Source organism: Pseudoduganella rhizocola, from assembly GCF_045984285.3.
In the GTDB taxonomy this organism is placed as follows: Bacteria; Pseudomonadota; Gammaproteobacteria; order Burkholderiales; family Burkholderiaceae_D; genus Rugamonas.
In genome coordinates, this window is the sequence record NZ_JBJQIK030000007.1 from 79,169 (window position 1) to 105,673 (window position 26,505).

The window sequence follows — 26,505 nt, forward strand, 5'->3', positions numbered from 1 at the left end:
GCCGCGGCCCGCCGATGAGCTAGAATCTGCGCTCCTTTGTTCATTCTTCGAGCCAATGCGCAAATTCGCCCTTATCTTCGCGGCCGCCGCCATCGGCGCGCCTGCCTTCGCCCAGACGCCGGTCACGCTCGACCAGGCCATGGCCCATCCGGACTGGATCGGCAATCCCGTGGAAACCAGCTGGTGGAGCTGGGACAGCAAACAGGTCTTCTTCAAGCAGAAGCGCGCCGCTTCCCCCCTGCGCGACACCTTCGCCGCCATGCCCAGGGTGCGCCAGGTAGGCGATACCGAATTGGCGGCCCTGGATACGGAATTCATCACCTTCAACCGTGAGCGCAGCCGCGCCGTCATCCTGCGCAATGGCGACCTGTTCGAACGCGACCTGAAAACCGGCGTGCTGACCCAGATCAGCCGCAACACCGTGCCGGCGGCCGACCCGCAGTATTCGGCCGACGGCGCCGCCGTGCAGTTCCGTATCGGCCATGACTGGTTCAGCTGGAACCGTGCGGACCGGCTGGTGGCGCCGGTGGCCATGCCGCGCGCGATGAAGGATCCCGCTGCCGCACCGGACGAAGACTACCTGCGCACCCTGCAGCTGCGCCTGATCGCCACGCTCAAGCGCCAGAAGGACGACCGCGACGCGGTCCGCGCCAACAACGAGGCCCAGCGCCGCGCCGACCCGACCCGCGCGCCGGCCGCCGTCTACCTCGGCGACAAGGTCGTGATCGACGCCAGCGCGCTGTCCCCGGATGGGCGTTGGCTGCTGGTGGCCGTATCGCCGAAGAGCAGCGACAACGGCCGCGTCGGCAAGCTGCCGCGCTATGTCACCGAATCCGGCTACGAAGAATTCGACGACCAGCGCACCCGCGTGGGCCGCAACCTGCCGCTGGCGCAGACCCTGAAACTGATCGAGCTGCGCAGCAATGCCGTGCGCGATATCTCGCTGGACGCCCTGCCCGGCGTGAAGGAAGATCCTCTGGCCGCCATGCGCGCCGCACAGAAGCTGGAGCCGCTGAAAGGCAGCCGCGCACTGCGCCTGGAAGACGACAACGGCAACGGCCTGGTATGGAATGCCACCGGCACGCGCCTGGCCGTCATGCTGCGCGCCGTCGACAACAAGGACCGCTGGATTGCGGTCGTGGACTTCGACAAGGCCGGCCTGCAGCCCCTGCACCGCCTGGGCGACAAGGCCTGGATCAATTCCCGCTTCAACGAATTCGGCTGGCTGCCGGACCAGCAGACGCTGTGGCTCCTGTCTGAAGAAAGCGGCTACTCCCACCTCTACACCATCGGCAGCGATGGCAGGCAGCGCGCTCTCACCAGCGGCAACTGGGAAGCCAGCAATGTGCGCTGGAACGCGGACGGCTCGCTGGCCTGGCTGATGTGCAACCGCAAAACGCCGGGCGACTACGAGGTGTGTGCGGTGAACGCAAAGGATGGCGCAGTGCGCGAAGTGACGCAGCTGGGCGGCGGTGTGGAAGACTTTGTGCCTTCGCCCGACCTGCGCAAGCTGGCAGTGCGCTACAGCGCCTCCTATATGCCGGCGCAGCTGGCCGTGGTGCCGGCCAACGGCGGCGCCGCGCAGCGCCTGACCGATACCCGCACGGCCGAATTCAAGGCACGTGAATGGATCCAGCCGCAGTTTGTGAGCATCCCGTCCACGCATGGCGCGGGCCAGCCGGTGCAGGGCAAGCTGTATCGCCCGGCGCAGCTGGAAGCGGGCAAGAAGTACCCGGTCGTGCTGTTCGTGCACGGCGCAGGCTACCTGCAGAACGTGAGCAAGCGCTATCCGAACTACTTCCGCGAGCAGATGTTCCACAACCTGCTGGTGGAAAAAGGCTACATCGTGCTGGACCTGGACTACCGCGCGTCGCTGGGCTATGGCCGCGACTGGCGCACGGCCATCTACCGCCAGATGGGCCATCCGGAACTGGAAGACTATGTCGATGGTGCGAAATGGCTGGCCGCGAATCACCAGGGCGATCTCGGCAAGGTCGGCATCTATGGCGGCAGCTACGGCGGCTTCATGACCTTCATGGCACTGATGCGCGAGCCTGAGCTGTTCAAAGCCGGCGCCGCGCTGCGTCCCGTGACCGACTGGACCACCTACAACCACGGCTACACGGCCAATATCCTGAACACGCCTGACCTCGACCCGGAAGCCTACAAGAAGTCCTCACCGATCGAATATGCGGACCAGCTGAAAGGCCACCTGCTGATCGCGCACGGCATGGTGGACGACAACGTGTTCTACCAGGATTCCGTGCGCATGGCCCAGCGCCTGATCGAGCTCAAGAAGGATCACTGGGAACTGGCCAGCTATCCGCTGGAGCGCCATGCCTACACGCAGCCGGAAAGCTGGTACGACCAGTACCGCCGCATCTACCAGCTGTTCGAACGCACGCTGAAGTAATCAGCGCACGCTGCTCGGCAGCTCCTGGAAGTCGTCGGTTTGATACAGCGACTGCCAGGCTGCCAGCAGCGAAGGCGGCGGCGTCACCAGCTTGCGCGCCGTGAGGTCGAGCCAGCCGCCGGTGCTGTTGATGCGTGCGGCCAGCTTGCCGTCGCTGCGGTAGATATCGCTGCGCAGCATCCAGCGCGAACCATCCTGCGACAGGCCGGCCACGGCCAGCGTCACCGTAATATTCTCCAGCAGGGTCACTTCCTTGAAGTAGGCGATATCGTCCTTCATCACGACAGGGCCGATATTCAGGCGCTTGAACTCGCCCATGGGATAGCCATGCTCGCTGAGGAACAGCATGCGGATATCGCTGGCCTTGTCGAGAAAAGACGTATTGGCCATATGGCTGTTGAAGTCCATATCGCCCCACCCCGCCACCATCCTGCGTTCAAACATGTGCGCTCCTGTAGAGATCAGGCGGCGAGCAGGTCCAGCAAGGTGAGCGCAACCACTTTGGTAGCTTTGCGCAGGTCCTCCAGCGACAGCTTCTCGTCCGCCTTTTTGGCATTGGATTCGGGCACACTGCGCGGGCCCGCTCCATATAGTACCGCAGGAATACCATGTTCGCCGTAGAGGCGCGCATCGGCATACAGCGGCGTTCCCTGGGCCGTGATCTCCTCGCCCAGCACCGCCTTCGCATTCGCGCGCAGGCTGTCCACCAGCTTTTCGGAACCGGGCAGCGGGCGCAGCGCATGGGACAGCAGCAAGCGCCGGATCTCGATGCGGATGCCCGGTTCGCCGCGCACGGCCCCTTCGATCAGCGCGCGCACCTGCGCTTCCACCGCCACCGGGTCTTCTTCCGGAATCATGCGGCGGTCCATCTTCATCACTACCTTGCCTGGCACCACATTGGTATTGGTGCCGCCGTCGATGCGGCCCACCAGCACGGTCGGCGAATCGATGCCCGGCACTTTCGATTTGATCTTCTTCAGTTCCGGCAGCTCGCCGTAGATAGCGTTGAGGATCTTCGTTGCGGCCTGCAGCGCATCGTGGCCCGTTTCGGGCATGGCGCCGTGGCCGGACTTGCCATGCACCGTGATCTCCAGCTGCAGGCAGGCGTTGTGCGCGGTGACGATGTTGTAGCTGAAGCCCGCCGCCATCACCAGGTCGGGTTTGGTGAGCTTCTGCTCCAGCAGCCAGCCGGGGCCCAGCAGTCCGCCAAACTCCTCGTCGTAGGTGAAGTGCAGCTCGATGCCGCCCTTGAGCGGCACGCCCAGCGCTTCCAGAGCGCGCGTGGCGAAGATATAGGTGGCGAAGTCGCTTTTCGACACTGCGGCCGCGCGGCCATAGATATAGCCGTCCTCGATCACGCCGCCGTAGGGCGGCTTGCTCCAGCCGTCACCGGGGGGCACCACGTCGCCGTGCGCGTTCAGCGCCACGGTCGGTCCGCCTGCCGCATAGGGGCGGCGCACGATCAGGTTGGTGATGGTTTCCATACCGTAGTCGCGCACCAGCTGCTCCGGCACGGCATGCTTCTCGGCCTGCCAGCCGTAAGCCTTCACCAGCTCTGCAACAGTGTCCGCGTGCGGGGCGTTGTTGCCGGGCGGTGTGTCGGTCGGCACGCGCAGCACCTGCTGCAGGAAGGCCACTTCTTCATCGAAGTGCGCATCGACCCATTGGATGATCTGTTCACGGCTGCCCATTACTTTGCTCCTGCTGCGAACCAGGCGGCGACCTGCGCGCGCTCGGCATCCGTCATATTGGTGAGATTCCCGATCGGCATGGCCTTCAGCTCCACTACCTGCTTGTGGACCTGCGCCGCACGCTGGCGGACCTGTTCCGGCGTATCGAGCATGATGCCGGCAGGCGCCGTGGCGAAGCCGGGCTGCGTGGGATGGGCGGAATGGCACTGGATGCAGCGCTGGTCCATGATGGCTTTCACCTTTGCGAATTCGGCGGCAGGATCGGCTGCCGCAGCCACCGCTGCCGGACGCGATGGCGCAATCATCACCGCCACCGCCAGCAGCAGCGCCACGCCGATTGCCGGATAGCGCCATTCCACGCGATCCTTGTGGCGCAGGTTGAAGAAGTGGCGAATGAAGACGCCCGCCGCCATGATGAAGGCCAGCACCAGCCAGGCGTGTCGGTTCTGGTAGGTCATCGCATAGTGATTGCTGATCATGATGAACAGCACCGGCAGCGTGAAGTAGTTATTGTGGACGCTGCGCTGCTTGGCCTTGATGCCGTGCACCGGATCCGGCAGGCCGCCGGCCTGCATTGCGCTCACCATCTTGCGCTGGCCGGGGATGATCAGCATGGCGACATTGGCCACCATGATGGTGCCGATCATGGCGCCGATATGAATGTAGGCCGCGCGGCCGCTGAGCAGGTGCGTCAGCACATACGCCGCGCCGACCAGCAGCGCGAAAATCGTTACGCCGAACCACAGGTCTTTCTTGCCCAGCGGGGAGCGGCACAATGCGTCATACACCACCCAGCCCACCACCAGCGAACCGAGGCCGATGCCGACTGCCTGCAGGCTGCTAAGGTCAGCCACCGACTTATCGACCATCATGGCCTGCGCGTTGAAATAGTAGGCGATGGTCAGCAGCGCGAAGCCGGAAATCCAGGTGGAATAGGCCTCCCATTTAAACCAGTGCAGCTCCTTCGGCAGTTCCGCCGGCGCCACCAGGTACTTCTGCGGATTGTAAAAGCCGCCGCCATGGACCGCCCACAGTTCCCCGGACACGCCCTTCTTTGCCAGCTCCGAGCCCGGCGCCGGCGGACGGATGGAATTATCCAGCCACACGAAATAGAAGGAAGCGCCGATCCAGGCGATGCCGGTGATGATATGCAGCCAGCGCACCAGCAGATTGGCCCATTCCAGGCCATACGGGAGCAGAAAATCCATGAAAATCCTTGAGGTCAGACGGATGGTAATTTACAGAAGATAAACGGTTTCGGTTTCTGTCACATGAAAAATCGCGTATATTGGACATATTCGTACCAATATAGCCACGCGCGCCATGTCCAGCCTTCCGCAACATCTCGACATCCACCTGATCCGCATTCTCTACCTGCTGCTGGTGGAGAAGAACGTCTCGCGCGTGGCGCTCAAGCTGAACCAGCCGCAGCCCTCCATCTCGGCATCGCTGCGCAAGCTGCGGGAACTTACGGGCGATCCGCTTCTGGTGCGCGGTGCGCGCGGCATGGTGCCCACGCAGCACGGCGAGAGCCTGCTGAAGCCCGCCAAGCGCATTCTCGACGAAACCGAAAACCTCTTCGTCAAGAAAACGCCCTTCGTGCCGCAGGAGGAAGCGCGCACCTTCCACATTGCCGCGCCGGACTACCTGGACAGCCAGTTCCTGCCGAATGTGGTGTCGATGCTGCGACGCGGCTCGCCGAAAAGCCGCGTGGTCATTCACAGCATCGGGCCGGGGGTGGACTACATACGCATGCTGTCCGACGGCGACATGGACCTCGTGATTGCCAACTGGGACGAGCCGCCGCAGCACCTGCACATTTCCAAGCTGTTCGAAGACCCGATCATCTGCGCCATGCACGCCGGCAGTCCGTATGCGAAGCGCACTGCGAGCGACGCCATGACGCTGCAGGACTATCTGAGCCTGCCGCATGTGGCGCCATCGCAGATGCTACCCGGTTACGGCGGGGTGATCGACGCCTTCCTGGAACGTCAGAACCTGCGCCGCAACGTGGTAGTGGAATCGGCCTACTTCGGCCTGATCCCTTATATGCTGACGCAGACGGACCTGGTGCTGACGACAGGCCGCCAGTTCGTGCGCTTCTACGAAAAATCGCTGCCCCTGAAGACCTTCACGGTGCCGGTAAAATTCCCGCCGATGCGCTTCTACCAGCTATGGCACGAGCGCGTCCACCAGGCGCCCGAACACAAATGGCTGCGCGACCAGGTCAGCGCCGCCGCCAAGGCCCTGGCCCAGAAATAGTCTTTCCCCAGCACCCTGACACCCTGGGGTCTGACCCCATGGTGTCAGTCATCAATGGGCGGCGATATGGGATATATGATTGTGGTGAGCTGTGTATATGCGAACAGCTATATGATCGAGGCTTCATGATGGGGTGGATGCGATGACGATTTCTCTTTCTACGCTGAATGCGCTCGATACGCCGGAGTTCGTGCAGGCGCTGCACGGCATTTACGAGCATTCGCCATGGATTCCGGAGCGCGCGGCGGCGCAGCGGCCGTTTGCGACGCTGACCGCCTTGAAGCAGGCCTTGCAGAAGGCCGTCACCGAAGCAACGCAGGACGAACGACTGGGCCTGATACGCGCCCACCCTGAACTCGCAGGCAAGGCCGCCATTGCGGGCGAGCTGACCGCCGAATCGACCAGCGAACAGGCGAAATCGGGCCTTAACCTGTGCAGCCCGCAGGAATTCGCCACGCTGCAGAAGCTGAACGCGGATTACAACGCGAAGTTCGGCTTCCCCTTCATCCTCGCGGTCAAAGGCCCTACCGGCAACGGGCTCACGCGCCAGGCCATCATCGAGACCTTCACGCGCCGCCTCAGGAACCAGCGCGCCGATGAAATGGCGGAATGCCTGCGCCAGATCCACCGTATCGCCGAGATGCGCCTGAACGTGCTGCTGGACGTGCAGCTCCGCTTCGGCCCGCAGGTCATGCAATGGTCGGAAACGCTGGCGCAGTGGAGCGACGACGACGAGGGCCTTACCTGCGCCTACATGACCGATGCCCACCGCAAAACGGCGGCGCAGCTCGCCGAATGGATGCGTGAGGCAGGTATGACGGTGCAGATCGACGCTGTGGGCAATGTCACCGGGCGCTATGCATCTCCCGTGCCGGGCGCGAAGACGCTCATCACCGGCTCGCACTACGATACGGTGCGCAATGGCGGCAAGTACGATGGCCGCCTCGGCATCCTGCTGCCGGTCGCCATCGTGCAGCACCTGCACCAGCGCGGCGAAACGCTGCCTTTCCATCTGGAGGTCATCGGCTTCGCCGAAGAAGAAGGCGTCCGCTTCCGCAGCACCTTCCTTGGCTCCAACGCCGTTACGGGCCGTTTCGACCTGTCGCTGCTGGATGCCACCGATGCGGATGGCGTCAGCATGCGCGACGCGCTCACCGCCGCCGGCCACGATCCCGCAGCCATTCCTTCCATCGCGCGCAAACGTGAAGATGTCCTGGCCTTCGTGGAAGTCCATATCGAACAGGGCCCGGTATTACTGGAACGCGGCCTGCCTCTCGGCGTCGTGACTGCCATTGCAGGCAGCTCGCGCTACCTGGTCGAGCTGGCCGGCCTCGCGAGCCACGCAGGTACCACGCCGATGACGATGCGGAAGGATGCCGCAGCCGCCGCGGCTGAAATCGTGCTGCTGGTGGAGCAACGCTGCGCCCAGGCGCCCTCGCTGGTCGGCACGGTCGGGCAGCTATCGGTTCCCGGCGGTTCAGTCAATGTGGTGCCGGGCGCCTGCAAGCTCTCGCTCGACATTCGCGCCGCCGACGACGCCGCGCGCCAGGATGCAGTGAAGGATGTTCTCGACGGTATCGCGGCGATCTGCGCCCGCCGCCAGATTGAATTCAAGCTCGATAAAATCGTTGAAGCGAAGGCAGCTCCCTGCTCGCCTGCCCTGATGCAGCGCTTGGGCGATGCCATCGAAGCCACCGGCCTGCAGCGCTTCGACCTGCTGTCCGGCGCAGGCCACGATGCCATGGCCATGGCCGCGATCACGGATGTGGCCATGCTGTTTACGCGCTGCGGCAATGGCGGCATCAGCCACAATCCCCTGGAAACGATGACGGCGGACGACGCGGACCTTGCCGGCGAGGTGCTGCTCGGCTTCCTGCGCAACTTCGCCTAAATCTGCCGCGCCGCCGAGGCGTGGCTTGCCAGCGAAGTCAGGATGCGCAGGTCTTCGCTGTCGAAGTGCCTCCCCGGCTCATGGTGCACCGCCCACAGGTTTCCATATGGCGTGCGCCCGTTCGCCAGCAAGGGCACAACAAGCAGTTCCTCAACCGGAACGCCAAACAGCGCCATCCACTGGAAATACCGCGCCGGCTGCCGGAAGAGCTGAGGCGTGCGGCTATCGAAGGTAACGCCGCAAGCACTGTCGTGGCGTGGTGTGCGGCCGCCGACACGGCCGCCAAGCTGGCCCGCCAGCGCGGTCCATGAAAAACCCGCTTCTTCATCGCTGGAATCGATCAGGCTAACACCAGTGCTGCCCGCTGCACACAACTCAAGGGCGAGCTGGGTCACTTCGTCGAACAGGGCGCCAGGAGAACGGCTGACCGCTCGTGCAATTGCATTGACGGCATAGCTGTCGATATTGAACCCGGCGGCGCGCCCGCGGCGTAGCGCGAGCTGCGAGGTGATTTGTACCTCAGCGATATCCACGGCGGCTCCCCAAAGGTAATGCCGCCTATCATAGCAATATGCCATTCGGCCATCAACGCCGGAACGCCGGGTGTTGCTAGAAGCTGCTGATCACGAGATGCACTCCCACCAGCAGCAGCACGGCGAGGAAGCATCGGCGGAACAGTTCCGGCTGCATCCGTTTGCGCAGGCGCTGGCCAAACAACATCCCTGCCAATGCAGGAATCTGGGCTGCAAAGGAAAGTCCCGCTACCTCGATTCCCCAGGCGCCGCGCGCCGCCAGCGCAACCGCCAGCGCCATGGTGGATACCATGAACGACAGTCCCATCGCCTGCACCAGCTCATCGCGCTCTAAATCGAGCGCTTGCAGGTATGGCACGGCAGGCAGCACGAACACTCCCGTTGCTGCCGTCAGCAAGCCAGTAAAAATGCCCATCAGCGGCGAAAGCCAGTCTTCCGCGTCCGGCGCCACCCGCCAGCGCACGCGGGCCAGCCCGATCGCCGCATAGGCAAGCAGCGCCAGTCCAAGCACGATACTCCCGCTTTCGCCCGGCAGCGCGAAGGCGCTTCCCACCAGCGTGCCGGCGCAGATACCGGCCATCATCGGCGCGAACCGCAGCCATAGTGCATACACCGGCGCCCCTGCCAGTAGCTGCCACAGGTTCGTCAAAAGCGAAGGCACAACGAGCAACCCCGCGGCCTGCAGCGGCGGCATGTGCAGGCTCAGAAGCGCCATGGCCAGTGTAGGGAGTCCCATGCCGGTGACGCCTTTTACCAGCCCGGCAGCGAGGAAGATGGCAAGAATTGGGAAGGTGGTAGTGTCCATGCACGCAGTATGCAGACGCCGGCGTGCACCGAAAATGTGGAATATACTGCTCCAGCCTTCGCCAAATCCGAAGGCTGGAGCCAGCGATGCGATTCGACCTCACCGACCTCAAACTCTTCCTGCGTATTGCCGAAAGCGGCAGCATCACGGCCGGCGCGGAACACGCACACCTGGCACTGGCGTCGGCCAGCGCACGCATTCGCGGCATGGAAGACACGCTTGGTGTGCCGCTGCTGCTGCGCACGCGCCGCGGCGTCGAACCTACCGATGCCGGCCGCACCCTGCTTCACCACGCCCGCATCATCACACTGCAGATGGAACGCATGCGCGCCGACCTGGGCGAATTCGCGAGCGGCCTGAAAGGCCATATTCGCTTGCTTTGCAATACCTCGGCGCTGACCGAATTCCTGCCGGATCCTTTGGCCGTCTTCATGGCAGCGCATCCGCAAGTCAGCATCGGCCTGGATGAACGCACCAGCGTCAATGTGGTGCAGGGCATGCGTGACAAGCTGGCCGATATCGGCATCGCGTCCGACGCCATCGACACCAGCGGCCTCGAAACCCTGCCCTTCCGCGAAGACCGGCTGGTGGTGGCGCTGGCGCCTGCACATCTCGCCGCAAAAGGGCTGCGCCGCAACAGCAGCGTGCCCTTCGCCTCCATGCTCGAACACGATTTCGTCGGCCTGGCCGGCGACAGCGCCTTGCAGACGTATATTGCCGAACAGGCCAACCGGCTGGGACGCCGCCTGCGCTACCGCGTGCACGTGCGCAGTTTCGATGCGGTGTGCCGCATCGCCGCCAGCGGTACCGGCATTGCGGTACTGCCGGAATCGGCGGTGCTGCGCTCGCGCGATGCGGGCACGCTGAAAATCATCCGTCTCAGCGACCGCTGGGCAAGCCGCCGCCTGCTCATTTGCATGAACAGCTACGACGACCTGCCCGGCTATGCGAAGGAGCTGGTGCGCTTACTCGCCCAGGAGCACCGGCAGCACGAGGGTGGTCAGTAGCTTATCGCTGTTGGGGTGGGCGCCGCGCATCTGGAAGTTGGTGGTGGTGATGACCACCACCGCATCCTGCTCCGGCAGCACATACACCTTGTTGCCGCCCATGCCGGACATGCCGAAGCTCGGCACCTTGCGCTCGCCCACCTTGAAGGGCTGCAGCCACCACAGGTAGCCGTAGTCGATGTCGTCCCGCGCATTGGCATGCGGCGCGATGGAACGCTTGACCCAGTCCGCCGAGATGATCTGCTTGCCTTCCCATTTGCCACCGTTCAGGTAGAGCTGTCCGAGCTTCAGCAGATCCCTGCTGCGCAAGCCGATGCCGCCGCCGGTCATCGCGGGGCCGAGGGGCTGGAACTGCCATTTCACTGTCGTGATGCCGAGGGGCTTGAACAGCACCTCGTCCGCGAATGCGGGCACGGCGCGCCTGGTGGCTTTCTCCAGGATGGGACCCAGCAGCGTGACACCCGCCGTACAGTAGCTCCATGCGCGGCCATAGGGCTGCTTCTCCGGCTTCGGCACCCAGTCGGCAAAACCCTTGATCGGCAGGTCGAGGTAAAAGCGGCTCCAGTCTTCGACCAGGTACATGCGCTCCTCGTTCCCGCGCGAGTACTGGTTATCGTCGTCGCATTCCATCATGGAGCTCATCGTCAACAGGTCTTCGACCACAATCTTGCCCTTGCGCGGATCGGGCGCCGCCAGCGGCTGGCGGTCCTTGAAGAAGGGCAGCACCGGCGTATCGGCGCGAAGCAGCTTGCGGTCCACTGCGGCGCCAACCAGCATCCCCGCTACCGTCTTGGTCACGGAGCGCGTATTGCGCAGGCTTTCCGCGCCTTCCGCGTCGAAGTACTGCTCGTACAGGATTTTCCCGTGCTGGGCCACCACCACACTGGTGATCTGCTTGAAGTTCCCGGCTTTTACCTCGCTGGTGACGGCATCGAGGCTGGCGGCATGGATGGGGGCCGCGGCAGCGGCAAGGCTTGCAGCGATTGCATATCGAAACATGAATGACTCCTCCTTTGCCGGGGAGTCTACCCCGGCATTGGAGGCGGTTTCTTGTATCCTTCAAACATTTTGCGCCGCCAGGCCCCCGGCGGCAGGCCGAAGCGCTGGCGGAAGGCATGCGTGAGGTGGCTCTGGTCGACAAAGCCCGCGTCGGCCGCAATCTCCGCCACGCTGAGGCCTGGCTGCCGCAGCAGCCTGCAGGCATGGTCGATGCGGCGCCAGCGCAGCAGTTCGCCGGGCGTACAGCCCAGCGCATCGCGGAACACGCGCGCCAGGTGAACCGGATGCACGCCTGCGCTTTCCGCCACTTCACCAATCGACAGGCCGGCATCGGAGGCGCTGTCCATTACCGCTTCATAGGCGTGATACATCCATGATGGCGGCTGGCGCATGTTTTTTCGCGGCGACACGTCCGTTTCGGCCAACAGGTCCCATACGCCCGATTCCAGCAGCGTGGCATCGGGCGCGCCCTGCATCTCGCGCGCCAGCGAGAACGCCGTCCGCATGCAGGGTTGCCGTTGCAGGTAGCTGGAACTGGCCGGAATGCCGCGCAGCGCATCGGCGCCGTCCAGCCGCGCCGGATCGATGGAGATCGCCATGAAACGTCCTTGCCCGCCGAGGAAACGGTCGCGGTGCACGGTCCCCGGAGGGTTGTAGACAAGCGCCGGAGCCCGCGCGAATTCCGGTGCGCCGCGTGCGGTAGAGAGATAGGTGCCCGACAGCACCAGCACGAAGTGGGCATCGGTATGCATATGCAGGTGCACATCGCGCTCCGGCGCCGTTGCATTCAGCACGCTGATATCGAATACCCCGCCCTGCTTGCAGTCCTGCAGCACGCCATAGAACTCGCCAGGACGGAAGTGGACCGTCATCGTCAGGCAGTGCCCGCCCGCTCCAGCATCGCGTGCAGCAGCACGTTGCAGCCTGCCTCCAGGTGCTCGGGCTTGGCATCTTCGATTTCGTTGTGGCTGATGCCGTCCTTGCAGGGCACGAAGATCATGCCGGAAGGCGCCAGGCGGGCCGCATAGATGGCGTCATGGCCCGCACCGGAGACCACGTCCATCGTCGAGTAGCCCAGTTTTTCCGTCGCGCTGCGCACCGCGCCCACCACGTCCGGATGGAAGGGGCACGGCGGGTAGTAGGAAACGCGTTCGATCTTGATATCGAGGCCGGATTCCGACGCGGTCTTGTCGATAAAGGCCAGCATTTCCTCGTGCATCCTGTTCAACAGCTCATCGCTCACATTACGCAGGTCGATGCTGAACTTTACCTGTCCCGGAATCACATTGCGGCTGTTCGGGAACACCTGCATCATGCCCACCGTGCCACGCCCGTACGGCGGGTAGCGGTTGGCGATGGCCACCACTTCGGGAATGATCTTCGCCGCCACCTGCATTGCGTCCTTCCGCAGGTGCATCGGCGTGGGACCGGCGTGCGCCTCCATCCCGCTCACCGTGCAGTCATACCACGACAGGCCCATCACGGCGGGAACTACCCCGATCACCTTGTCCGCGTCCTCCAGCACCGGGCCCTGTTCGATATGCGTTTCGAAATAGGCGCCGATAGGGTGCTGCCCCGGCACCTGGTCTCCCTTGTAGCCGATGCGTTCCAGTTCCTCGCCCACGCTCCTGCCTTCCGTATCCTTCGCCGCATACGCATGTTCCAGCGTGAAGGCGCCGCAGAATACGCCGGAGCCCATCATCACCGGCACGAAGCGGGAACCCTCTTCATTGGTCCAGAACGCGACCTCGATCGGTGCTTTCGTTTTAATGCCCCTGTCGTTCAGCGTACGCACGACTTCCAGGCCGGCCAGCACGCCGTAGTTGCCGTCGAACTTGCCGCCGGTGGGCTGGGTGTCGATATGGCTGCCGGTCATCATCGGCGGCAGCGAATTGTCCGTGCCGTCGCGGCGCATGAATACGTTGCCGATCTGGTCGATGGTCACGCTCATGCCCGCGGCCTTGCCCCAGCCGACCACCAGGTCGCGGCCCTGCTTGTCCAGGTCCGTCAATGCGAGCCGCTTCACGCCGCCCTTCTCCGTCGCGCCGATCTGCGCGAGCTCCATCAGCGAGTCCCACAGGCGCTTGCCGTTGATACGCATATCACTCATCATCTGCTCCTGAATCATTCTGCCGTTACGGGCCGGAAGGCCGGGCGGTCGATATGGCGGCCCGCGCCTTCCACGGCCATCAGCTCGCCGCGGTGGAACACCACCTTGCCCGCGGCCACGGTGGTGGCAGGAATGCCTTTCACGGTGCGGCCTTCGAACACATTGAAGCCGCCCTTTGCGAACTGGGTCTTGGCGGAGATGGTGCGCGTTGCGGCCGGGTCCCACACCACGATATCGGCATCCGCCCCGGCGGCAACGAGGCCTTTGCGCGGATAGATATTGAAGATCTGCGCCGCATTGGCCGAGGTCACGCGCACGAATTCGGATGGCGTGAGCAGGCCCTTGTTCACGCCTTCGTCCCATATCACCGCCATGCGGTCTTCCACGCCGCCGCAGCCGTTTGGAATCTTCGCGAAGTTGTCCTTGCCGGCTGCCTTCTGCTCGGCGCAGAAGGTGCAGTGGTCGGTGGCCGTGGTGTGCAGGTTCCCGCCCTGCAGGCCGTGCCACAGCGCGCGCTGGTGCTCCTTGCTGCGGAAGGGAGGGCTCATCACGTGGCCCGCTGCGAAATCGAAGTCCGGGTTCTGGTAGACGCTGTCGTCGATCAGCAGGTGCCCGGCCAGCGCTTCGCCGTACACGCGCTGGCCCATTGCGCGCGCCCGCGTAATGGCTTCCAGCGACTCCTGGCAGGACACGTGCACGATATACAGCGGCGTATTCAGCACATTGGCGATGGCGATGGCGCGGTTGGCCGCTTCCGCCTCCACGGCGGGAGGGCGCGACAGCGGATGGGACGATGGTCCCGTGAGTCCCTGCTTGATGAGGTCTTGCTGCAGCTGGTAGACCAGCTCACCGTTCTCCGCGTGCACGGTAGGAATCGCGCCCAGTTCGAGCGAACGTCGGAAGCTGCGCACCAGCGTTTCATCATCCGCCATAATGGCGTTCTTGTAGGCCATGAAGTGCTTGAAACTGTTCACGCCATGATTGCGCACCAGCTCCCCCATCTCCTCATGCACCTGGTCCGACCACCAGGTGATCGCCACATGGAAGGTATAGTCGCCCGCGGCCTTCTTCGCCCAGCCGCGCCACTGGTGGTAGGCTTCAAGCAGCGATTGCTGCGGATTCGGAATCACGAAGTCGATGATGGTGGTGGTGCCGCCCGCCATGCCCGCGGCGGTGCCGGTGTAGAAATCGTCGGCGGTAACGGTGCCCATGAAAGGCAGGTTCATATGCGTGTGCGGGTCGATCCCGCCAGGCATCACGTATTGGCCGGCGGCGTCGATGACCTGTGCGCCCGCCGGCGCCTGCAGGCCGCTGCCGACGGCGACGATCTTGTCGCCCTCGCACAGCACATCGGCCTTGAACGCGCGGTCGGCATTAACGACGGTACCGCCACGAATGATGATGCTCATGAAGCTCTCCTTAATTCTGCGCTGCGCGCCGGGCTGGCCTTCATCATGATGCCGTACACCAGCGCCGAAATGGCTATGCCGACAAACCACGCATAGGTATAGATAGTCTTGAAGCCCTCGCCTACATCGGGGAAGGCGGACGGGAATGCGGCGTTCAGGAAGCCGGGAATATTCGGCAGCACGCCGAAAACGAAGGCCACCAGCGCCGCCATGTTCCAGCCATTGCGGTAGGAATACTGCCCGTCCTCCCGGTAGAGTTCTTCGACGCTCAATTCCGTCCTGCGCACAAAGTAGTAGTCGACAATCAGCACGCCCGCGATGGGGCCCAGCAGCGCCGAATAGCCGATCAGCCAGGTGAAGATATAGCCCTGCGTGGTTTCCAGCAGCTTCCACGGCATCATGGCCAGCGCGATGGCGGCAGTGATGTAGCCGCCGGTGCGGTAGGAAATCAGGCGTGGCGCCAGCGCCGAGAAATCATAAGCCGGGCCGACCAGGTTGGCCGCGAGGTTCACGCTGACCGTGTCGATCAGCAGGATGATCAGCGCGATCAGCACAGCGGCGCTGGTCATGCGGCTCGCCAGGTCCACCGGATCCCAGATCGCCTTGCCATACAGGACGATGGTGGCTGAGGTGACGATCACCGCGAGCGCAGCCAGCAGGCCCATAGGGACAGGCAAGCCGACCGACTGGCCTACCAGCTGGTCGCGCTGCGATTTCGCAAAACGGGTGAAGTCGGGGATGTTCAGCGCCAGCGTGGCCCAGAAGCCCACCATCGCAGTCAGTGAAGGCCAGAAGGCCTGCCAGAACTGGCCCGCCTTCGCGCCGCCTTCAACGAATTGCGATGGCTGCTCCAGCAGCGGGCCGAAACCGCCTGCCTTCTGGTACACCCAGCCAAGCAGCACGAAGCAGATCAGTATCTTCAGCGGCGCCGTATAGGTTTCCAGCTTGCGGATGGAATCCATGCCATGCACGATGTACCAGAACTGGATGGCCCAGAATGCGAGGAAGCAGAGCAGCTGCATCAGGTTGATGCCAAGGCCCGCAATCTTCTCCCCGCCGATTTCACCTCCCAGCAGCACGCCCATCAGGGTGTAGATCATCTGCCCGCCAAACCAGGTCTGGATGCCGTACCAGCCGCAGGCCACGATGGCGCGCATCAGCGCGGGCAGCCGCGCACCCGAGGTGCCGAATGACGCGCGCGCCAGCACCGCGTAGGGAATGCCGTATTTGGTGCCCGCATGGCCGATGGCGAGCATCGGCAGCAGCACGATGGCGTTGGCAAGGAAGACGGTCAGCACGGCCTGGTAGCCGGACATGCCGCCTTCAATCAGGGAGGCCGACAGCGTATAGGCCGGAATGCACATCACCATGCCAACCCACAGCGCCGCAAAGTGATACCAGCGCCAGGTGCGTTGCGCGGCGCTGGTTGGTGCAAGGTCTTCATTCCACAACTCGGTACTGCCGTTCAGGTCTTTGCTCACTGCGGCTCTCCTGGGGGTGGTGTGTCAGGCTGCTTCGGTGACTTTCTCGGCACGCGGGTTACGTGGGTCCTGGGTCCAGTTCATATAACCCTTGCCGGTGGCTTGCGGAACCATGGTAATACAACCCTGCACCGGACATGTAATTTCGCAAAGATTACAGCCCACGCATTCCTCCACATTCACCTGGTAGGTGCGCACGGCGGTTGCTTCATCCACCAGCTGCCAGATCGACTGGTGCGAAGTGTCCTCGCAGGCCACGTAGCAGCGGCCGCACTTGATACAGTCATCCTGGTTGATCTGCGCCACGACCTTGTAGTTCATGTCGAGATACTTCCAGTCCGTGGTGTTCGGCACCGCCTTGCCGGAGAAGTCCGCCAGCGTCCTGTAGCCCTTCGCATCCATCCAGCGCGACAGGCCGTCCTTCATCTCTTCAACGATGCGGAAGCCGTGCAGCATGGCAGCCGTGCAGACCTGCACGCAGCCCGCGCCCAGCGCGATGAACTCGGCCGCGTCGCGCCAGTTGTTGATGCCGCCGATGCCGGAGATCGGCAGCCCTTTGGTCTGCGGATCGCGCGCGATCTCGGCCACCATGTTCAGCGCGATCGGCTTCACGGCCGTGCCGCAGTAGCCGCCGTGCGTGCTGGCGGTGCCCACGGTCGGCAGCGCCACCATGCGGTCCAGGTCAATCGATGTGATGGAGTTGATGGTATTGATCAGCGAGACCGCATCCGCGCCGCCTGCCTGCGCGGCCCGCGCCGGCCAGCGGATGTCGGTGATGTTCGGCGTGAGTTTCACGATCACCGGCAGCTTCGTGTGCTTCTTGCACCATGCGGTCACGTTCTGCACGTATTCCGGCACCTGGCCCACCGCCGCGCCCATGCCGCGCTCCGGCATGCCGTGCGGGCAGCCGAAATTCAGCTCGATGCCGTCCGCGCCGGTCGCTTCTACTTTCGGCAGGATATCGGCCCAGTAGTGCTCCTCGCACGGCAGCATCAGTGACACCACGATGGCGCGGTCCGGCCAGGCCTTCTTCACCACCGTGATTTCTTCCAGGTTGATTTCAAGGCTGCGGTCCGTAATCAGCTCGATATTATTGAAGCCGATGACTTCGCGGTTCTTGCCGTAGATGGCCGAGTAGCGCGACGAAACATTGACGGCCGGCGGATCTTCGCCCAGCGTCTTCCACACCACGCCGCCCCACCCTGCTTCGAAAGCGCGGATCACGTTATAGGCCTTGTCGGTTGGCGGAGCGGACGCCAGCCAGAAAGGATTCGGCGATTTGATGCCGCAGAAGTTGATGCTCAGATCAGCCATTATGCAGCCTCCACTTTCGATTGGATGTCGGTATGAATCGCATGTGCGGCGAGCTTGCCGTGCTGGACCGCCTGCACGGTAAGATCCTGGCCCGGCGCCACGCAGTCGCCGCCGGCATAAATCCCCGGCAGCACGGTGCGGAACTGTGCGTCCACATGAATCTTGTCGCCGTCGCGCTTCAGCACCACGGCCAGCGGGTCGGCCAGCGATGCGGCTTCCATGGTTTGCCCGATCGCCTTGAAGATGGCATCGGCTGCAATCTCGAAGGTTTGGCCGGTGCCGACCAGGCGGTTCGCTTCCAGCATGGTTTTCTCGAAGCGCATGCCGCGCACGCGGCCTGCATCGTCGAGCAGCACCTGCTGCGGCTGCGCATAGGTGAGCATGCGCACCTGGTTGGCCTTGGCAATGTCCTGTTCGTGCTGAGTCGCGCTCATGGCCTCGAAGCCACGGCGATAGACCAGCGTTACTTCTTCCGCGCCGAGGCGCTGGATCTGCACGGCCATATCGATGGCCGTGTTGCCAGCACCGATCACGATGGCGCGTTTCGGCACCGGCAATGCGGAAAGGTCGGACGCCTGGCGCAGCGCCGCGATGTAATCCACCGCCGCCATCAGCCCCGGCGCATCCTCGCCGGTCAGGCCAAGCTGGCGGCTGGCGCCAAGGCCCAGGCCGAGGAAGACGGCATCGTACTGCGCATGCAGGTCTTTCAGGTGCAGGTTTTCCCCAAGCTTGCGGCCGTACTGGATTTCGATGCCGCCGATACCCAGCAGGAACTCCACTTCCTTCTGCGCGAAATCGCCGGTCAGCTTGTACTTGGCGATGCCGTACTCATTCAGGCCGCCCGCTTTCGGCTGCGCTTCGTAAATCACCACGTCGTTGCCCAGCATTGCCAGGCGGTGCGCGCAGGAGAGGCCGGCGGGACCGGCGCCCACAACCGCGATTTTCTTGCCGGTGGACGGCGCACGCTGGAAAGGATGGCCTTCGATGCTCATATTGTCGAGGGCATAGCGCTGCAGCAGGCCGATCTTCACCGGCTGGCCTTCCGCGTCATGATTGCGCACGCAGGAATCCTCGCACAGGATCTCCGTCGGGCAGACGCGCGCGCAGCTGCCGCCAAGGATGTTCTGCTTCAGGATGCCCTGCGCCGCGCCGTTGATGTTCCTGTCGTGGATATTGCGGATAAAGCTCGCCACATCAATTTCCGAGGGACAGATGCGGGTGCATGGCGCATCGTAGCAATACAGGCAGCGGGCGCTTTCAATGGCGGCCTGGCGCGCGTTCAACGGTGGCGCCAGGTCGGTGAAATGCGATGCGAGCTCTGTGCTCGTGGCGCTTGGCTGCGGCATATGTTTGAGTGACTCGATCATGGTCCCGTTCCTGAGCGTTATTTACTTCATCTGTGGGAATGCAAATTCTGCGCCAGCGCTGGCTGTATTCGGCCAGCGCTGCATGACAGCCTTGTGGCGCGTGTAGAAACGCACGCCTTCCGGGCCGTAGGCGTGGTGATCGCCGAACAGGCTGCGCTTCCAGCCGCCGAAGCTGTTGAAGGACATCGGCACCGGCAGCGGAACATTCACACCGACCATGCCGACCTGGATCTGGCGCACGAACTCGCGCGCCACGCCGCCGTCGCGCGTGAAGACGGCAACACCGTTGCCGTACTCATTGCGGTTGATCAGGTCCACGGCACTGGCCACGTCCGGCAGGCGTACCACGCAGAGCACAGGGCCGAAGATCTCTTCCTTGTAGATCGTCATATCCGGCGTGACGTGGTCGAACAGCGTGCCGCCGACGAAGAAGCCATTGGGGCGGCCTTCCACCTTGTAGCCGCGGCCATCCACCACCAGCTTTGCGCCCTGCTCCACGCCTTCGCCGATCAGGCGCTCGATGCGCTGCTTGGCGGCGGCCGTGACTACCGGCCCCATTTCGGCATCGGCAGCCATGCCGTCGCGTACTTTCAGTGCGGCAGTGCGCTTTTCCAGTGCACCAATCAGCTTGTCGCCTGCATCGCCCACCGCTGCCACCACCGAGATCGCCATGCAGCGCTCGCCGGCGGAACCGAAGGCGGCGCCGATCAGCGCATCGGTGGCCATCTCCATGTCCGCATCCGGCATCACCACCATATGGTTCTTCGCGCCGCCCAGGGCCTGCACGCGCTTGCCGCTCGCGCTGCCTTTGGCGTAGATGTATTCGGCAATCGGCGTAGAACCGACAAAGCTCACCGCCTGCACTACCGGATGCTCCAGCAGGGCATCGACAGTGACCTTGTCGCCCTGCACCACGTTGAACACGCCATCCGGCAAGCCTGCCTCCTTCAGCAGGCGCGCATGCAGCAGCGATGGTGAAGGATCGCGCTCCGAAGGCTTCAGCACGAAGGTGTTGCCGCAAGCGATGGCGATGGGGAACATCCACATCGGCACCATCACCGGGAAATTGAATGGCGTGATGCCCGCCACCACGCCCAGAGGCTGGCGCATCGACCAGGCATCGATACCGCGCGCGATCTGGTCGGTGAACTCCCCCTTGAGCAGCTGCGGAATACCGCAGGCGAATTCCACGATCTCGATACCACGCGCCACTTCGCCCTGCGCGTCGGCGAAGGTCTTGCCGTGCTCACGCGTCAGCATCGCCGCAAATTCGTCGGTATGCTCCTGGCACAGCTGCAGGTAGCGGAACAGCACGCGCGCACGCGTCAGCGGCGGCGTGTTGGACCATGCAGGGAAAGCCGCTTCCGCCGCCTTCACTGCCGCATCCACTTCCTCCGCCGTGCCCAGCGCCACGCGGGCCACCGGCTCGCCCAGCGCAGGGTTGAATACGTCGCCATAACGGCCGCTCAGCGTGTCCACCTTGCTGCCGTTGATGAAGTGGGTAATGGTATCGAGATTGCTCATGGTGTTCTCAAGGGTTCAGGCCAGCATGCTGTCGGCCGGTACATAGGAATAGCCAAGGGCATGGGCCACCGCTTCATAGGTGACCTGGCCCCGGCACACATTCAGTCCGTTTTTCAGGTGCGGGTTGTCCCGCATTGCTTTGCTCCAGCCCTTGTCGGCCAGCGCGATGGCATGGCTGATGGTGGCGTTGTTCAGTGCGAAGGTGGACGTGCGGGCAACAGCGCCCGGCATGTTCGCCACGCAGTAGTGCACCACGCCGTCCACCACGAAGGTCGGGTTCTCGTGCGTGGTGGGATGGGAGGTTTCGAAACAGCCGCCCTGGTCGATGGCCACATCCACCACCACCGCGCCCTGCTTCATGCGCGCGATCATCGAGCGCGTCACCAGCTTCGGCGCCGCCGCGCCGGGAACCAGCACGCCGCCGATCACGAGGTCGGCATCCAGCACCGCGTCTTCGATATTGTGCGCATTGGAATACATGGTCTGGATGCGATTGCCGTACACGAGATCAAGCTGGCGCAGCCGGTCCACGTTCTTGTCCAGCACTGTTACGCGCGCCCCCATGCCCACGGCAATCTGCAGCGCATTGGTGCCAACCACGCCGGCGCCGATAATCGCCACATGGCCCGGCGCCACGCCCGGCACGCCGCCCAGCAGCAGGCCCATGCCGCCCTTGGATTTCTCCAGGTGGGCGGCGCCGGCCTGGATCGACATGCGCCCCGCCACTTCGCTCATCGGCGCCAGCAGCGGCAGGCCGCCGCCAGCGCCGGTAATGGTTTCATACGCAATGCAGATGGCGCCCGATGCCACCAGCGCCTTGGTCTGTTCCGGGTCCGGCGCCAGGTGCAGGTAGGTGTACAGGATCTGGTTCTCGCGCAGCATGGCGCATTCCTGCGGCTGCGGCTCCTTCACCTTCACCACCATGTCGGCGCGGGCAAAGATCTCCTGCGCGGTATCGACGATGGTGGCGCCGGAACCGGCATACATCTCGTCCGTCAAGCCGATGGCTGCGCCGGCATTCTGTTGCACCAGGACCTGGTGGCCGCGCAGAGTCAGTTCCTTGACGCTGGCCGGGGTAAGGCCAACGCGGGACTCCTGATTCTTGATTTCCTTCGGTACGCCTACGAGCATGGTTGTCTCCTCATTTTGTTACCGCGCTTTTCTACTCCAGTTCTTTCAGCACCTTGGTAAGTTTGCCGAACAGTTCATCGATATGTTTTTTCTCGAAGACCAGAGGCGGCGACAGCGCGATGATGTCGCCAGTCACGCGGATCAGGATGCCGTCCGCGAAAGCTTTCTTGAACGCCGCGTAGGCGCGTGCGCCGGGCTTGCCCGCAATCGGCGCCAGCTCGATGCCGGCGATCAGGCCGATCACGCGCAGGTCGATCACATGCGGCAGGCCTTTCAGCGAATACACTGCATCGGCCCAGTAGTCCTGGATGCCGGCAGCGTGGTCGAGGATCTTCTGTTCCTTGAACACTTCCAGCGTGGCCAGCGAGGCGGCGCATGCCACGGGGTGGCCGGAATAGGTATAGCCGTGGAACAGTTCAATGCCGGCCGGCGAATCCATGAAGGCGTCGTACACGAACTGCTTGGTGAACACCGCGCCCATCGGAATGGTGCCGTTGGTGAGGCCTTTCGCGGTCGTCATCATGTCCGGTTCGACGTCGAAGTAGTCGGCGGCGAAGGGCGTGGTGAGGCGGCCGAAGCCCGTAATCACTTCATCGAAGATCAACAGGATGCCGTGCTTGGTGCACAGCTCGCGCAGGCGCTTGAGGTAGCCCTTGGGCGGAATCAGCACGCCGGTGGAACCGGCCACCGGCTCCACGATCACGGCGGCGATGGTGGACGCGTCATGCAGCGCCACGATGCGCTCCAGTTCATCCGCGAGGTTGGCGCCGTGTTCCGGCTCGCCGCGCGTGTAGGCGTTCTTTTCCAGGTTATGCGTGTGCGGCAGGTGATCGACGCCGGGCAGCATCACGCCGTAAGGCTTGCGGTTGCCCGCAATGCCGCCGACCGAGATGCCGCCGAAACCCACGCCGTGGTAGCCGCGCTCGCGGCCGATCAGGCGGGTGCGGCTCGCTTCGCCGCGCGCCTTGTGATACGCCAGCGCCATCTTCAGCGCCGTATCCACCGCCTCGGAGCCGGAGTTCGTATAGAACACGTGGCCGAAACGATTGTTCGTGTATTCCATCAGCTTGTCGGCGAGATCGAAAGCTGCCGGATGGCCCATCTGGAAGGTGGGCGCGAAATCGAGCTGGCCGACCATCTCGCGCACGGCGGCAACGATCTTGGGCTGTGCGTGGCCGCAAGGTACGCACCACAGGCCTGCCGTGCCGTCGAGGATGGCGTTGCCGTCCACATCCTTGTAGTAATTGCCTTCCGCGGAAACCAGCAGCCGCGGGCTGGCCTTGAAGTCGCGGTTATTCGTAAACGGCATCCAGAAAGCGGACATCGATGCTGGCCGGGATTCATTCATACATTTCTCCTGGGAGCTTTTTGACGGCTCGTAAAAAAACTTTACCGGTTGGCAAAATGATGATGCAATAATAGACAGCGCCTTAACTATGGCACATATACACAATCAGCAAAACATTCCAACCGTACAGGTCTCAAAAACACTACAGTTTCCTGCCCGCGGGCGAACGGAGTCAACGATGGACAGACAGGGCTTTGCGCCCGATCAAAGTACGTTCGGCACGGCCGGCTGGCCCGTTCTGCAGCTGGAACGCGCCCGCAAGGGCAGCCTGGTGGACAAGATCGTGGCCGCCATCACGGACATGGTGGCGAGCAAGGAATTACGGGTTGGCACGAAAATGCCTTCCGTACGGCAATTCGCGAAGTGTAATGGCATCAGTACCTTTACAGTTGTGGAGTCCTACGACCGGCTCGTAACGCTCGGCCTGCTGTCCTCGCGCCGCGGTTCCGGCTACTACGTGGCGCGCCACGAGATTCCTGCCCAGCTGCTGCCGGCGATGGCGACCAGCCCAGCGGCCGTCGACGCCCTCACGCCGGAGCTGTATTCCGGCGTGACGGACGCGCTGCCGGTGGGCGCGGGCTGGCTGCCGCCCGAATGGTATGGCGAGGACACGATCCTGGACGCGGTGCGCCAGGCCATGCGCATTCCCGCCAACCGCCTGCGCGGCTATGGCCACCCGCTCGGCTTTCCCAGCCTGCGCCAGCACCTTGCGTCCACGCTGAGCGACGAGCTGCTGCCGGTGGAGCCGGAACAGGTGCTGCTCACCCATGGCGCCACACACGCCTTCGACCTGATCCTGCGTACGCTGACCAAGCCGGGCGACACGGTGTTCGTGGAAGATCCCGGCTACAGCAACCTGCTATCGCTGATCCGCCACCATGGCTGCAATGTGGTCGGCATTCCGCGCCGCGAACAGGGCCTCGACCTGGATTACCTGGCCGAACAGGCCGCGCTGGCCCAGCCCAAGCTCATGTTCGTCAACACGGTGCTGCAGAATCCCCTCGGCACCTCGCTCACGCAGGCGCAGGCGCACCGCCTGCTCGCGCTGGCCGAGCAGTTCGATTTCTGGCTGGTGGAAGACGATATCTACCGCGAGCTCACGCCGCGCGGCGAAGCCTCGCTGGCGGCGATGGACGGCTTGCGGCGCGTGATCCGCGTGGGCAGCTTCTCCAAGACGCTGTCGCCGGTGCTGCGCGTGGGCTCCATCTGCGCCTCCGCTTCCCTGCTGCCGGAACTGGTGCGCGTGAAGATGCTGGCCGGCCTCACCACCTCGGAAGTCAACGAGCGCGCCGTCTACCACGCGGTGACGGCGCGGCCCTACAAACGCATGGTGGAGAAGCTGCACGCCCAGCTCGATGCCGGCCGCGAACGCAGCATCGAAGCGCTGCACGAGGTGGGCATGGCGCCCATCGCAAAACCGCGCGGCGGCATGTTCGTGAGCGCGGGCTGGCCAGCAGCACCCACGGCGGAATGGAACGGCCGCGCCATTGCAGACCTGGCGCTGAAGGCGGGCATCCTGCTGTCGCCAAACGAATTCTTCATGCTGCGGCCCAGCGACACCGTCTGGTTCCGCTTCAACGTGGCCTATACGGACGCGCCGCAGCTCAAGGCTTTCTTCCAGTCGATAAGGAGCGGCCGTGGCTAAATTCAGCAGCGCTTCGCGCCGCATGCTCCAGCGCGACCGCCTCGAAGCGGACATCCTCGCCGAAGCCGTGCGCACCTTCGCCGAATGCGGCTACGAGGGCGCGTCGATTGCCGTCATCGCGGAGAACGCGGGCCTGTCGAAGCAGAACCTGATGTACTACTTCCCCACCAAGCAGGCGCTGTACGAAAGGGTGCTGGACAATGTGCTGGACGACTGGCTGGAACGCATGGCCAGCCTTGCCGATCCCGCCCAATCGCCGCAGGATCTGCTGCGCGCCTACATCCAGGCCAAGCTGCGCTTCTCGCGCGAGCAGCCATTAGCTTCGCGCGTGTATGCGATGGAGGTGATCGGAGGCGCACAGGTCTACGGCCCGCAGATCCGCGAGCGCGTGGTGCCGCTGCTGCGGCGCGATATCGAGGTATTTGAACAGTGGATCGCCGCGGGCCGCATCGCGCCCGTGAACGCAACGCACCTGCTGTTCGCCATCTGGGCGATGACGCAATCCTATGCGGACTTCTCGGCCCAGATGACGCTGGTGCTGGGCCGCAAGGAGCTGACGCGGCGCGATTTCGACGCCGCAGAGGAAACGATTATTCGGATGGTTCTTGCGGCGGTGGCGCAAACTTGACCACATCGGTGTTGCGCCGGCGGCTGCCGACAAAACCGATGAGGGCGAGGCCGATCAGGCCCATGGCCCAAGGCTTCGGTTCCGGCACACTCAGCGCAAAACCGCGCACATTGGCGGCCTCGAAGGCGTTGCCGGTATTGACCTGGGTTTGCGCCGCCCAGTTGCCCGCGATGACGCTGCCCGTGATGACGCCGCCGCCGGTGATGGTGGCTTCCGGCGCCAGCACGCTCGCATCCAGGCCGATATTGCTGAAGTTCACAGTGCTGGCTTCATAGAAGTTGAACAGCACGTTGTAGTTCCTGAAGGCGTCGAAGCCGCCGCTCATCGTCACCGGACCGGCGCCGCTGACGTTGAAGATCAGGGTAGCGCCCGCATTCAGGCCGCTCACATTCATCCAGCTTACGCCTTGCAGCGTCTGGCCCGTGAGGTCGAAGACTTCCACCTGGCTGTTGGTACCGGTGAGGAACAGGCCGCCCCACTGCGTCGTCGCGGCGCCGGTTTTCCCGACACCGGACAACGAAGTGGAAACATTACGCGCCGTGGCGGCCATCGCATTGAAGTCGAGGCCTGCCGGCGCGCCCGCAGCGGCCGCGCCGCCGGTGGCACCGAAGGAAGTGAGCGTGGTGGTGCCCGCCACATACCAGTTGCCGTTGTTGATGGAGCCGCTCGTATAGTTCAGGTTTCCGCCGGCCACCAGTGCGTAGCCGCCGAATGCGTCGTCATTTTTTGCATTGAAGGAATAGTTAGAGACAGTCACATTGCCTGCTGCAATAACGGCGCCCTCCACGTCCGAACCGGACGAGCGGAAGTCACCAAGGCTGAACACGTTCGCTCCCTTGATGAAACCCAGGTCCAGCGTATCTGCATGGGCGAGGGCCGAAACCAGTGCACCGGCAAGTATCGTGACTTTTAGCAACTTTGACATCATAATTTCCAACAATACAATG

General features: G+C 63.6%; 22 protein-coding genes. 6 read left to right on the forward strand and 16 right to left on the reverse strand.

All coding sequences use genetic code 11. The features are described from left to right. Positions 1 to 55: 55 nt before the first annotated feature. Entirely contained in the window at positions 56 to 2,413 is a 2,358-nt protein-coding gene (locus tag ACJRPG_RS16365; protein WP_408001158.1) for a S9 family peptidase, read from the forward strand. Here ACJRPG_RS16365 and ACJRPG_RS16370 read toward each other — a convergent pair whose 3' ends face one another. The 3 genes from ACJRPG_RS16370 to ACJRPG_RS16380 are packed head-to-tail and all read right to left on the reverse strand — an operon-like array spanning position 2,414 to position 5,312. Next, positions 2,414 to 2,857, reverse strand: a complete 444-nt coding sequence (locus ACJRPG_RS16370) for a thioesterase family protein (protein ID WP_408001159.1) — start codon at positions 2,855 to 2,857, stop codon at positions 2,414 to 2,416. Between the two features lie 17 nt (positions 2,858 to 2,874). After that, positions 2,875 to 4,104 carry a M20/M25/M40 family metallo-hydrolase gene (locus ACJRPG_RS16375; protein ID WP_408001160.1) on the reverse strand — a complete coding sequence of 410 codons (1,230 nt, stop codon included), beginning with the start codon at positions 4,102 to 4,104 and terminating at the stop codon, positions 2,875 to 2,877. Continuing rightward, positions 4,104 to 5,312 carry a urate hydroxylase PuuD gene (locus tag ACJRPG_RS16380; RefSeq protein WP_408001161.1) on the reverse strand — a complete coding sequence of 403 codons (1,209 nt, stop codon included), beginning with the start codon at positions 5,310 to 5,312 and terminating at the stop codon, positions 4,104 to 4,106. The genes ACJRPG_RS16375 and ACJRPG_RS16380 overlap by 1 nt, the downstream gene beginning before the upstream one ends. 115 nt (positions 5,313 to 5,427) lie before the next feature. On the opposite strand from ACJRPG_RS16380, the gene ACJRPG_RS16385 reads away from it, so the two are divergent. Next, on the forward strand, positions 5,428 to 6,366 hold the full coding sequence (locus ACJRPG_RS16385) for a LysR substrate-binding domain-containing protein (RefSeq protein ID WP_408001162.1): 939 nt from the start codon (positions 5,428 to 5,430) through the stop codon (positions 6,364 to 6,366). Between the two features lie 142 nt (positions 6,367 to 6,508). Next, positions 6,509 to 8,257, forward strand: a complete 1,749-nt coding sequence (locus ACJRPG_RS16390; RefSeq protein WP_408001163.1) for an allantoate amidohydrolase — start codon at positions 6,509 to 6,511, stop codon at positions 8,255 to 8,257. On the opposite strand, the gene ACJRPG_RS16395 is transcribed toward ACJRPG_RS16390, so the two are convergent. Continuing rightward, the gene (locus ACJRPG_RS16395) at positions 8,254 to 8,790 is read right to left on the reverse strand and encodes a GAF domain-containing protein (protein ID WP_408001164.1); all 537 of its coding nucleotides are present in this window, start codon (positions 8,788 to 8,790) and stop codon (positions 8,254 to 8,256) included. The two genes, ACJRPG_RS16390 and ACJRPG_RS16395, sit on opposite strands and share 4 nt — an antisense overlap. 76 nt (positions 8,791 to 8,866) lie before the next feature. Further along, a complete protein-coding gene (locus tag ACJRPG_RS16400) occupies positions 8,867 to 9,595 on the reverse strand; it encodes a sulfite exporter TauE/SafE family protein (RefSeq protein WP_408001165.1) in 729 nt (242 codons plus the stop codon). An 86-nt stretch (positions 9,596 to 9,681) separates the two neighbouring features. On the opposite strand from ACJRPG_RS16400, the gene ACJRPG_RS16405 reads away from it, so the two are divergent. After that, the gene (locus ACJRPG_RS16405; protein WP_408001166.1) at positions 9,682 to 10,602 is read left to right on the forward strand and encodes a LysR substrate-binding domain-containing protein; all 921 of its coding nucleotides are present in this window, start codon (positions 9,682 to 9,684) and stop codon (positions 10,600 to 10,602) included. On the opposite strand, the gene ACJRPG_RS16410 is transcribed toward ACJRPG_RS16405, so the two are convergent. Genes ACJRPG_RS16410 through aptA form a run of 10 tightly spaced genes read right to left on the reverse strand, consistent with a single transcriptional unit; the run spans position 10,561 to position 23,285 of the window. Next, positions 10,561 to 11,601 (reverse strand): serine hydrolase domain-containing protein, encoded by a 1,041-nt coding sequence (locus tag ACJRPG_RS16410; protein WP_408001167.1) that lies wholly within the window; start codon positions 11,599 to 11,601, stop codon positions 10,561 to 10,563. The genes ACJRPG_RS16405 and ACJRPG_RS16410 overlap by 42 nt on opposite strands. Before the next feature lie 26 nt (positions 11,602 to 11,627). Then, the gene (locus ACJRPG_RS16415) at positions 11,628 to 12,473 is read right to left on the reverse strand and encodes a helix-turn-helix domain-containing protein (RefSeq protein WP_408001168.1); all 846 of its coding nucleotides are present in this window, start codon (positions 12,471 to 12,473) and stop codon (positions 11,628 to 11,630) included. 2 nt (positions 12,474 to 12,475) lie between these two features. Continuing rightward, on the reverse strand, positions 12,476 to 13,711 hold the full coding sequence (locus ACJRPG_RS16420; protein WP_408001169.1) for a Zn-dependent hydrolase: 1,236 nt from the start codon (positions 13,709 to 13,711) through the stop codon (positions 12,476 to 12,478). 14 nt (positions 13,712 to 13,725) lie between these two features. Then, positions 13,726 to 15,120 (reverse strand): dihydropyrimidinase, encoded by a 1,395-nt coding sequence (gene hydA, locus ACJRPG_RS16425; protein WP_408001170.1) that lies wholly within the window; start codon positions 15,118 to 15,120, stop codon positions 13,726 to 13,728. Continuing rightward, a complete protein-coding gene (locus ACJRPG_RS16430; protein ID WP_408001171.1) occupies positions 15,117 to 16,601 on the reverse strand; it encodes an NCS1 family nucleobase:cation symporter-1 in 1,485 nt (494 codons plus the stop codon). The genes hydA and ACJRPG_RS16430 overlap by 4 nt, the downstream gene beginning before the upstream one ends. A 24-nt stretch (positions 16,602 to 16,625) precedes the next feature. Then, entirely contained in the window at positions 16,626 to 17,915 is a 1,290-nt protein-coding gene (preA, locus tag ACJRPG_RS16435; RefSeq protein ID WP_408001172.1) for an NAD-dependent dihydropyrimidine dehydrogenase subunit PreA, read from the reverse strand. Next, a complete protein-coding gene (locus tag ACJRPG_RS16440) occupies positions 17,915 to 19,282 on the reverse strand; it encodes an NAD(P)-dependent oxidoreductase (RefSeq protein ID WP_408001173.1) in 1,368 nt (455 codons plus the stop codon). Before ACJRPG_RS16440 ends, preA begins: the two co-directional genes overlap by 1 nt. A gap of 21 nt (positions 19,283 to 19,303) precedes the next feature. After that, entirely contained in the window at positions 19,304 to 20,806 is a 1,503-nt protein-coding gene (locus ACJRPG_RS16445) for a CoA-acylating methylmalonate-semialdehyde dehydrogenase (RefSeq protein WP_408001174.1), read from the reverse strand. A gap of 15 nt (positions 20,807 to 20,821) precedes the next feature. Next, positions 20,822 to 21,937: an alanine dehydrogenase gene (gene ald, locus ACJRPG_RS16450; protein WP_408001175.1), complete on the reverse strand. Its 1,116-nt coding sequence runs from the start codon at positions 21,935 to 21,937 to the stop codon at positions 20,822 to 20,824. 31 nt (positions 21,938 to 21,968) lie between these two features. Then, positions 21,969 to 23,285, reverse strand: a complete 1,317-nt coding sequence (aptA, locus tag ACJRPG_RS16455) for an omega-aminotransferase AptA (protein ID WP_408001176.1) — start codon at positions 23,283 to 23,285, stop codon at positions 21,969 to 21,971. A 178-nt stretch (positions 23,286 to 23,463) separates the two neighbouring features. Here aptA and ACJRPG_RS16460 point away from each other — a divergent pair, with 178 nt between their 5' ends. Next, on the forward strand, positions 23,464 to 24,930 hold the full coding sequence (locus tag ACJRPG_RS16460) for an aminotransferase-like domain-containing protein (protein ID WP_408001177.1): 1,467 nt from the start codon (positions 23,464 to 23,466) through the stop codon (positions 24,928 to 24,930). Between the two features lie 22 nt (positions 24,931 to 24,952). Then, positions 24,953 to 25,558 (forward strand): TetR/AcrR family transcriptional regulator, encoded by a 606-nt coding sequence (locus tag ACJRPG_RS16465; RefSeq protein WP_408001348.1) that lies wholly within the window; start codon positions 24,953 to 24,955, stop codon positions 25,556 to 25,558. Here the strand turns inward: ACJRPG_RS16465 and ACJRPG_RS16470 are convergent. Continuing rightward, positions 25,521 to 26,483 (reverse strand): choice-of-anchor A family protein, encoded by a 963-nt coding sequence (locus ACJRPG_RS16470; RefSeq protein WP_408001178.1) that lies wholly within the window; start codon positions 26,481 to 26,483, stop codon positions 25,521 to 25,523. The genes ACJRPG_RS16465 and ACJRPG_RS16470 overlap by 38 nt on opposite strands. Positions 26,484 to 26,505: the final 22 nt, after the last annotated feature.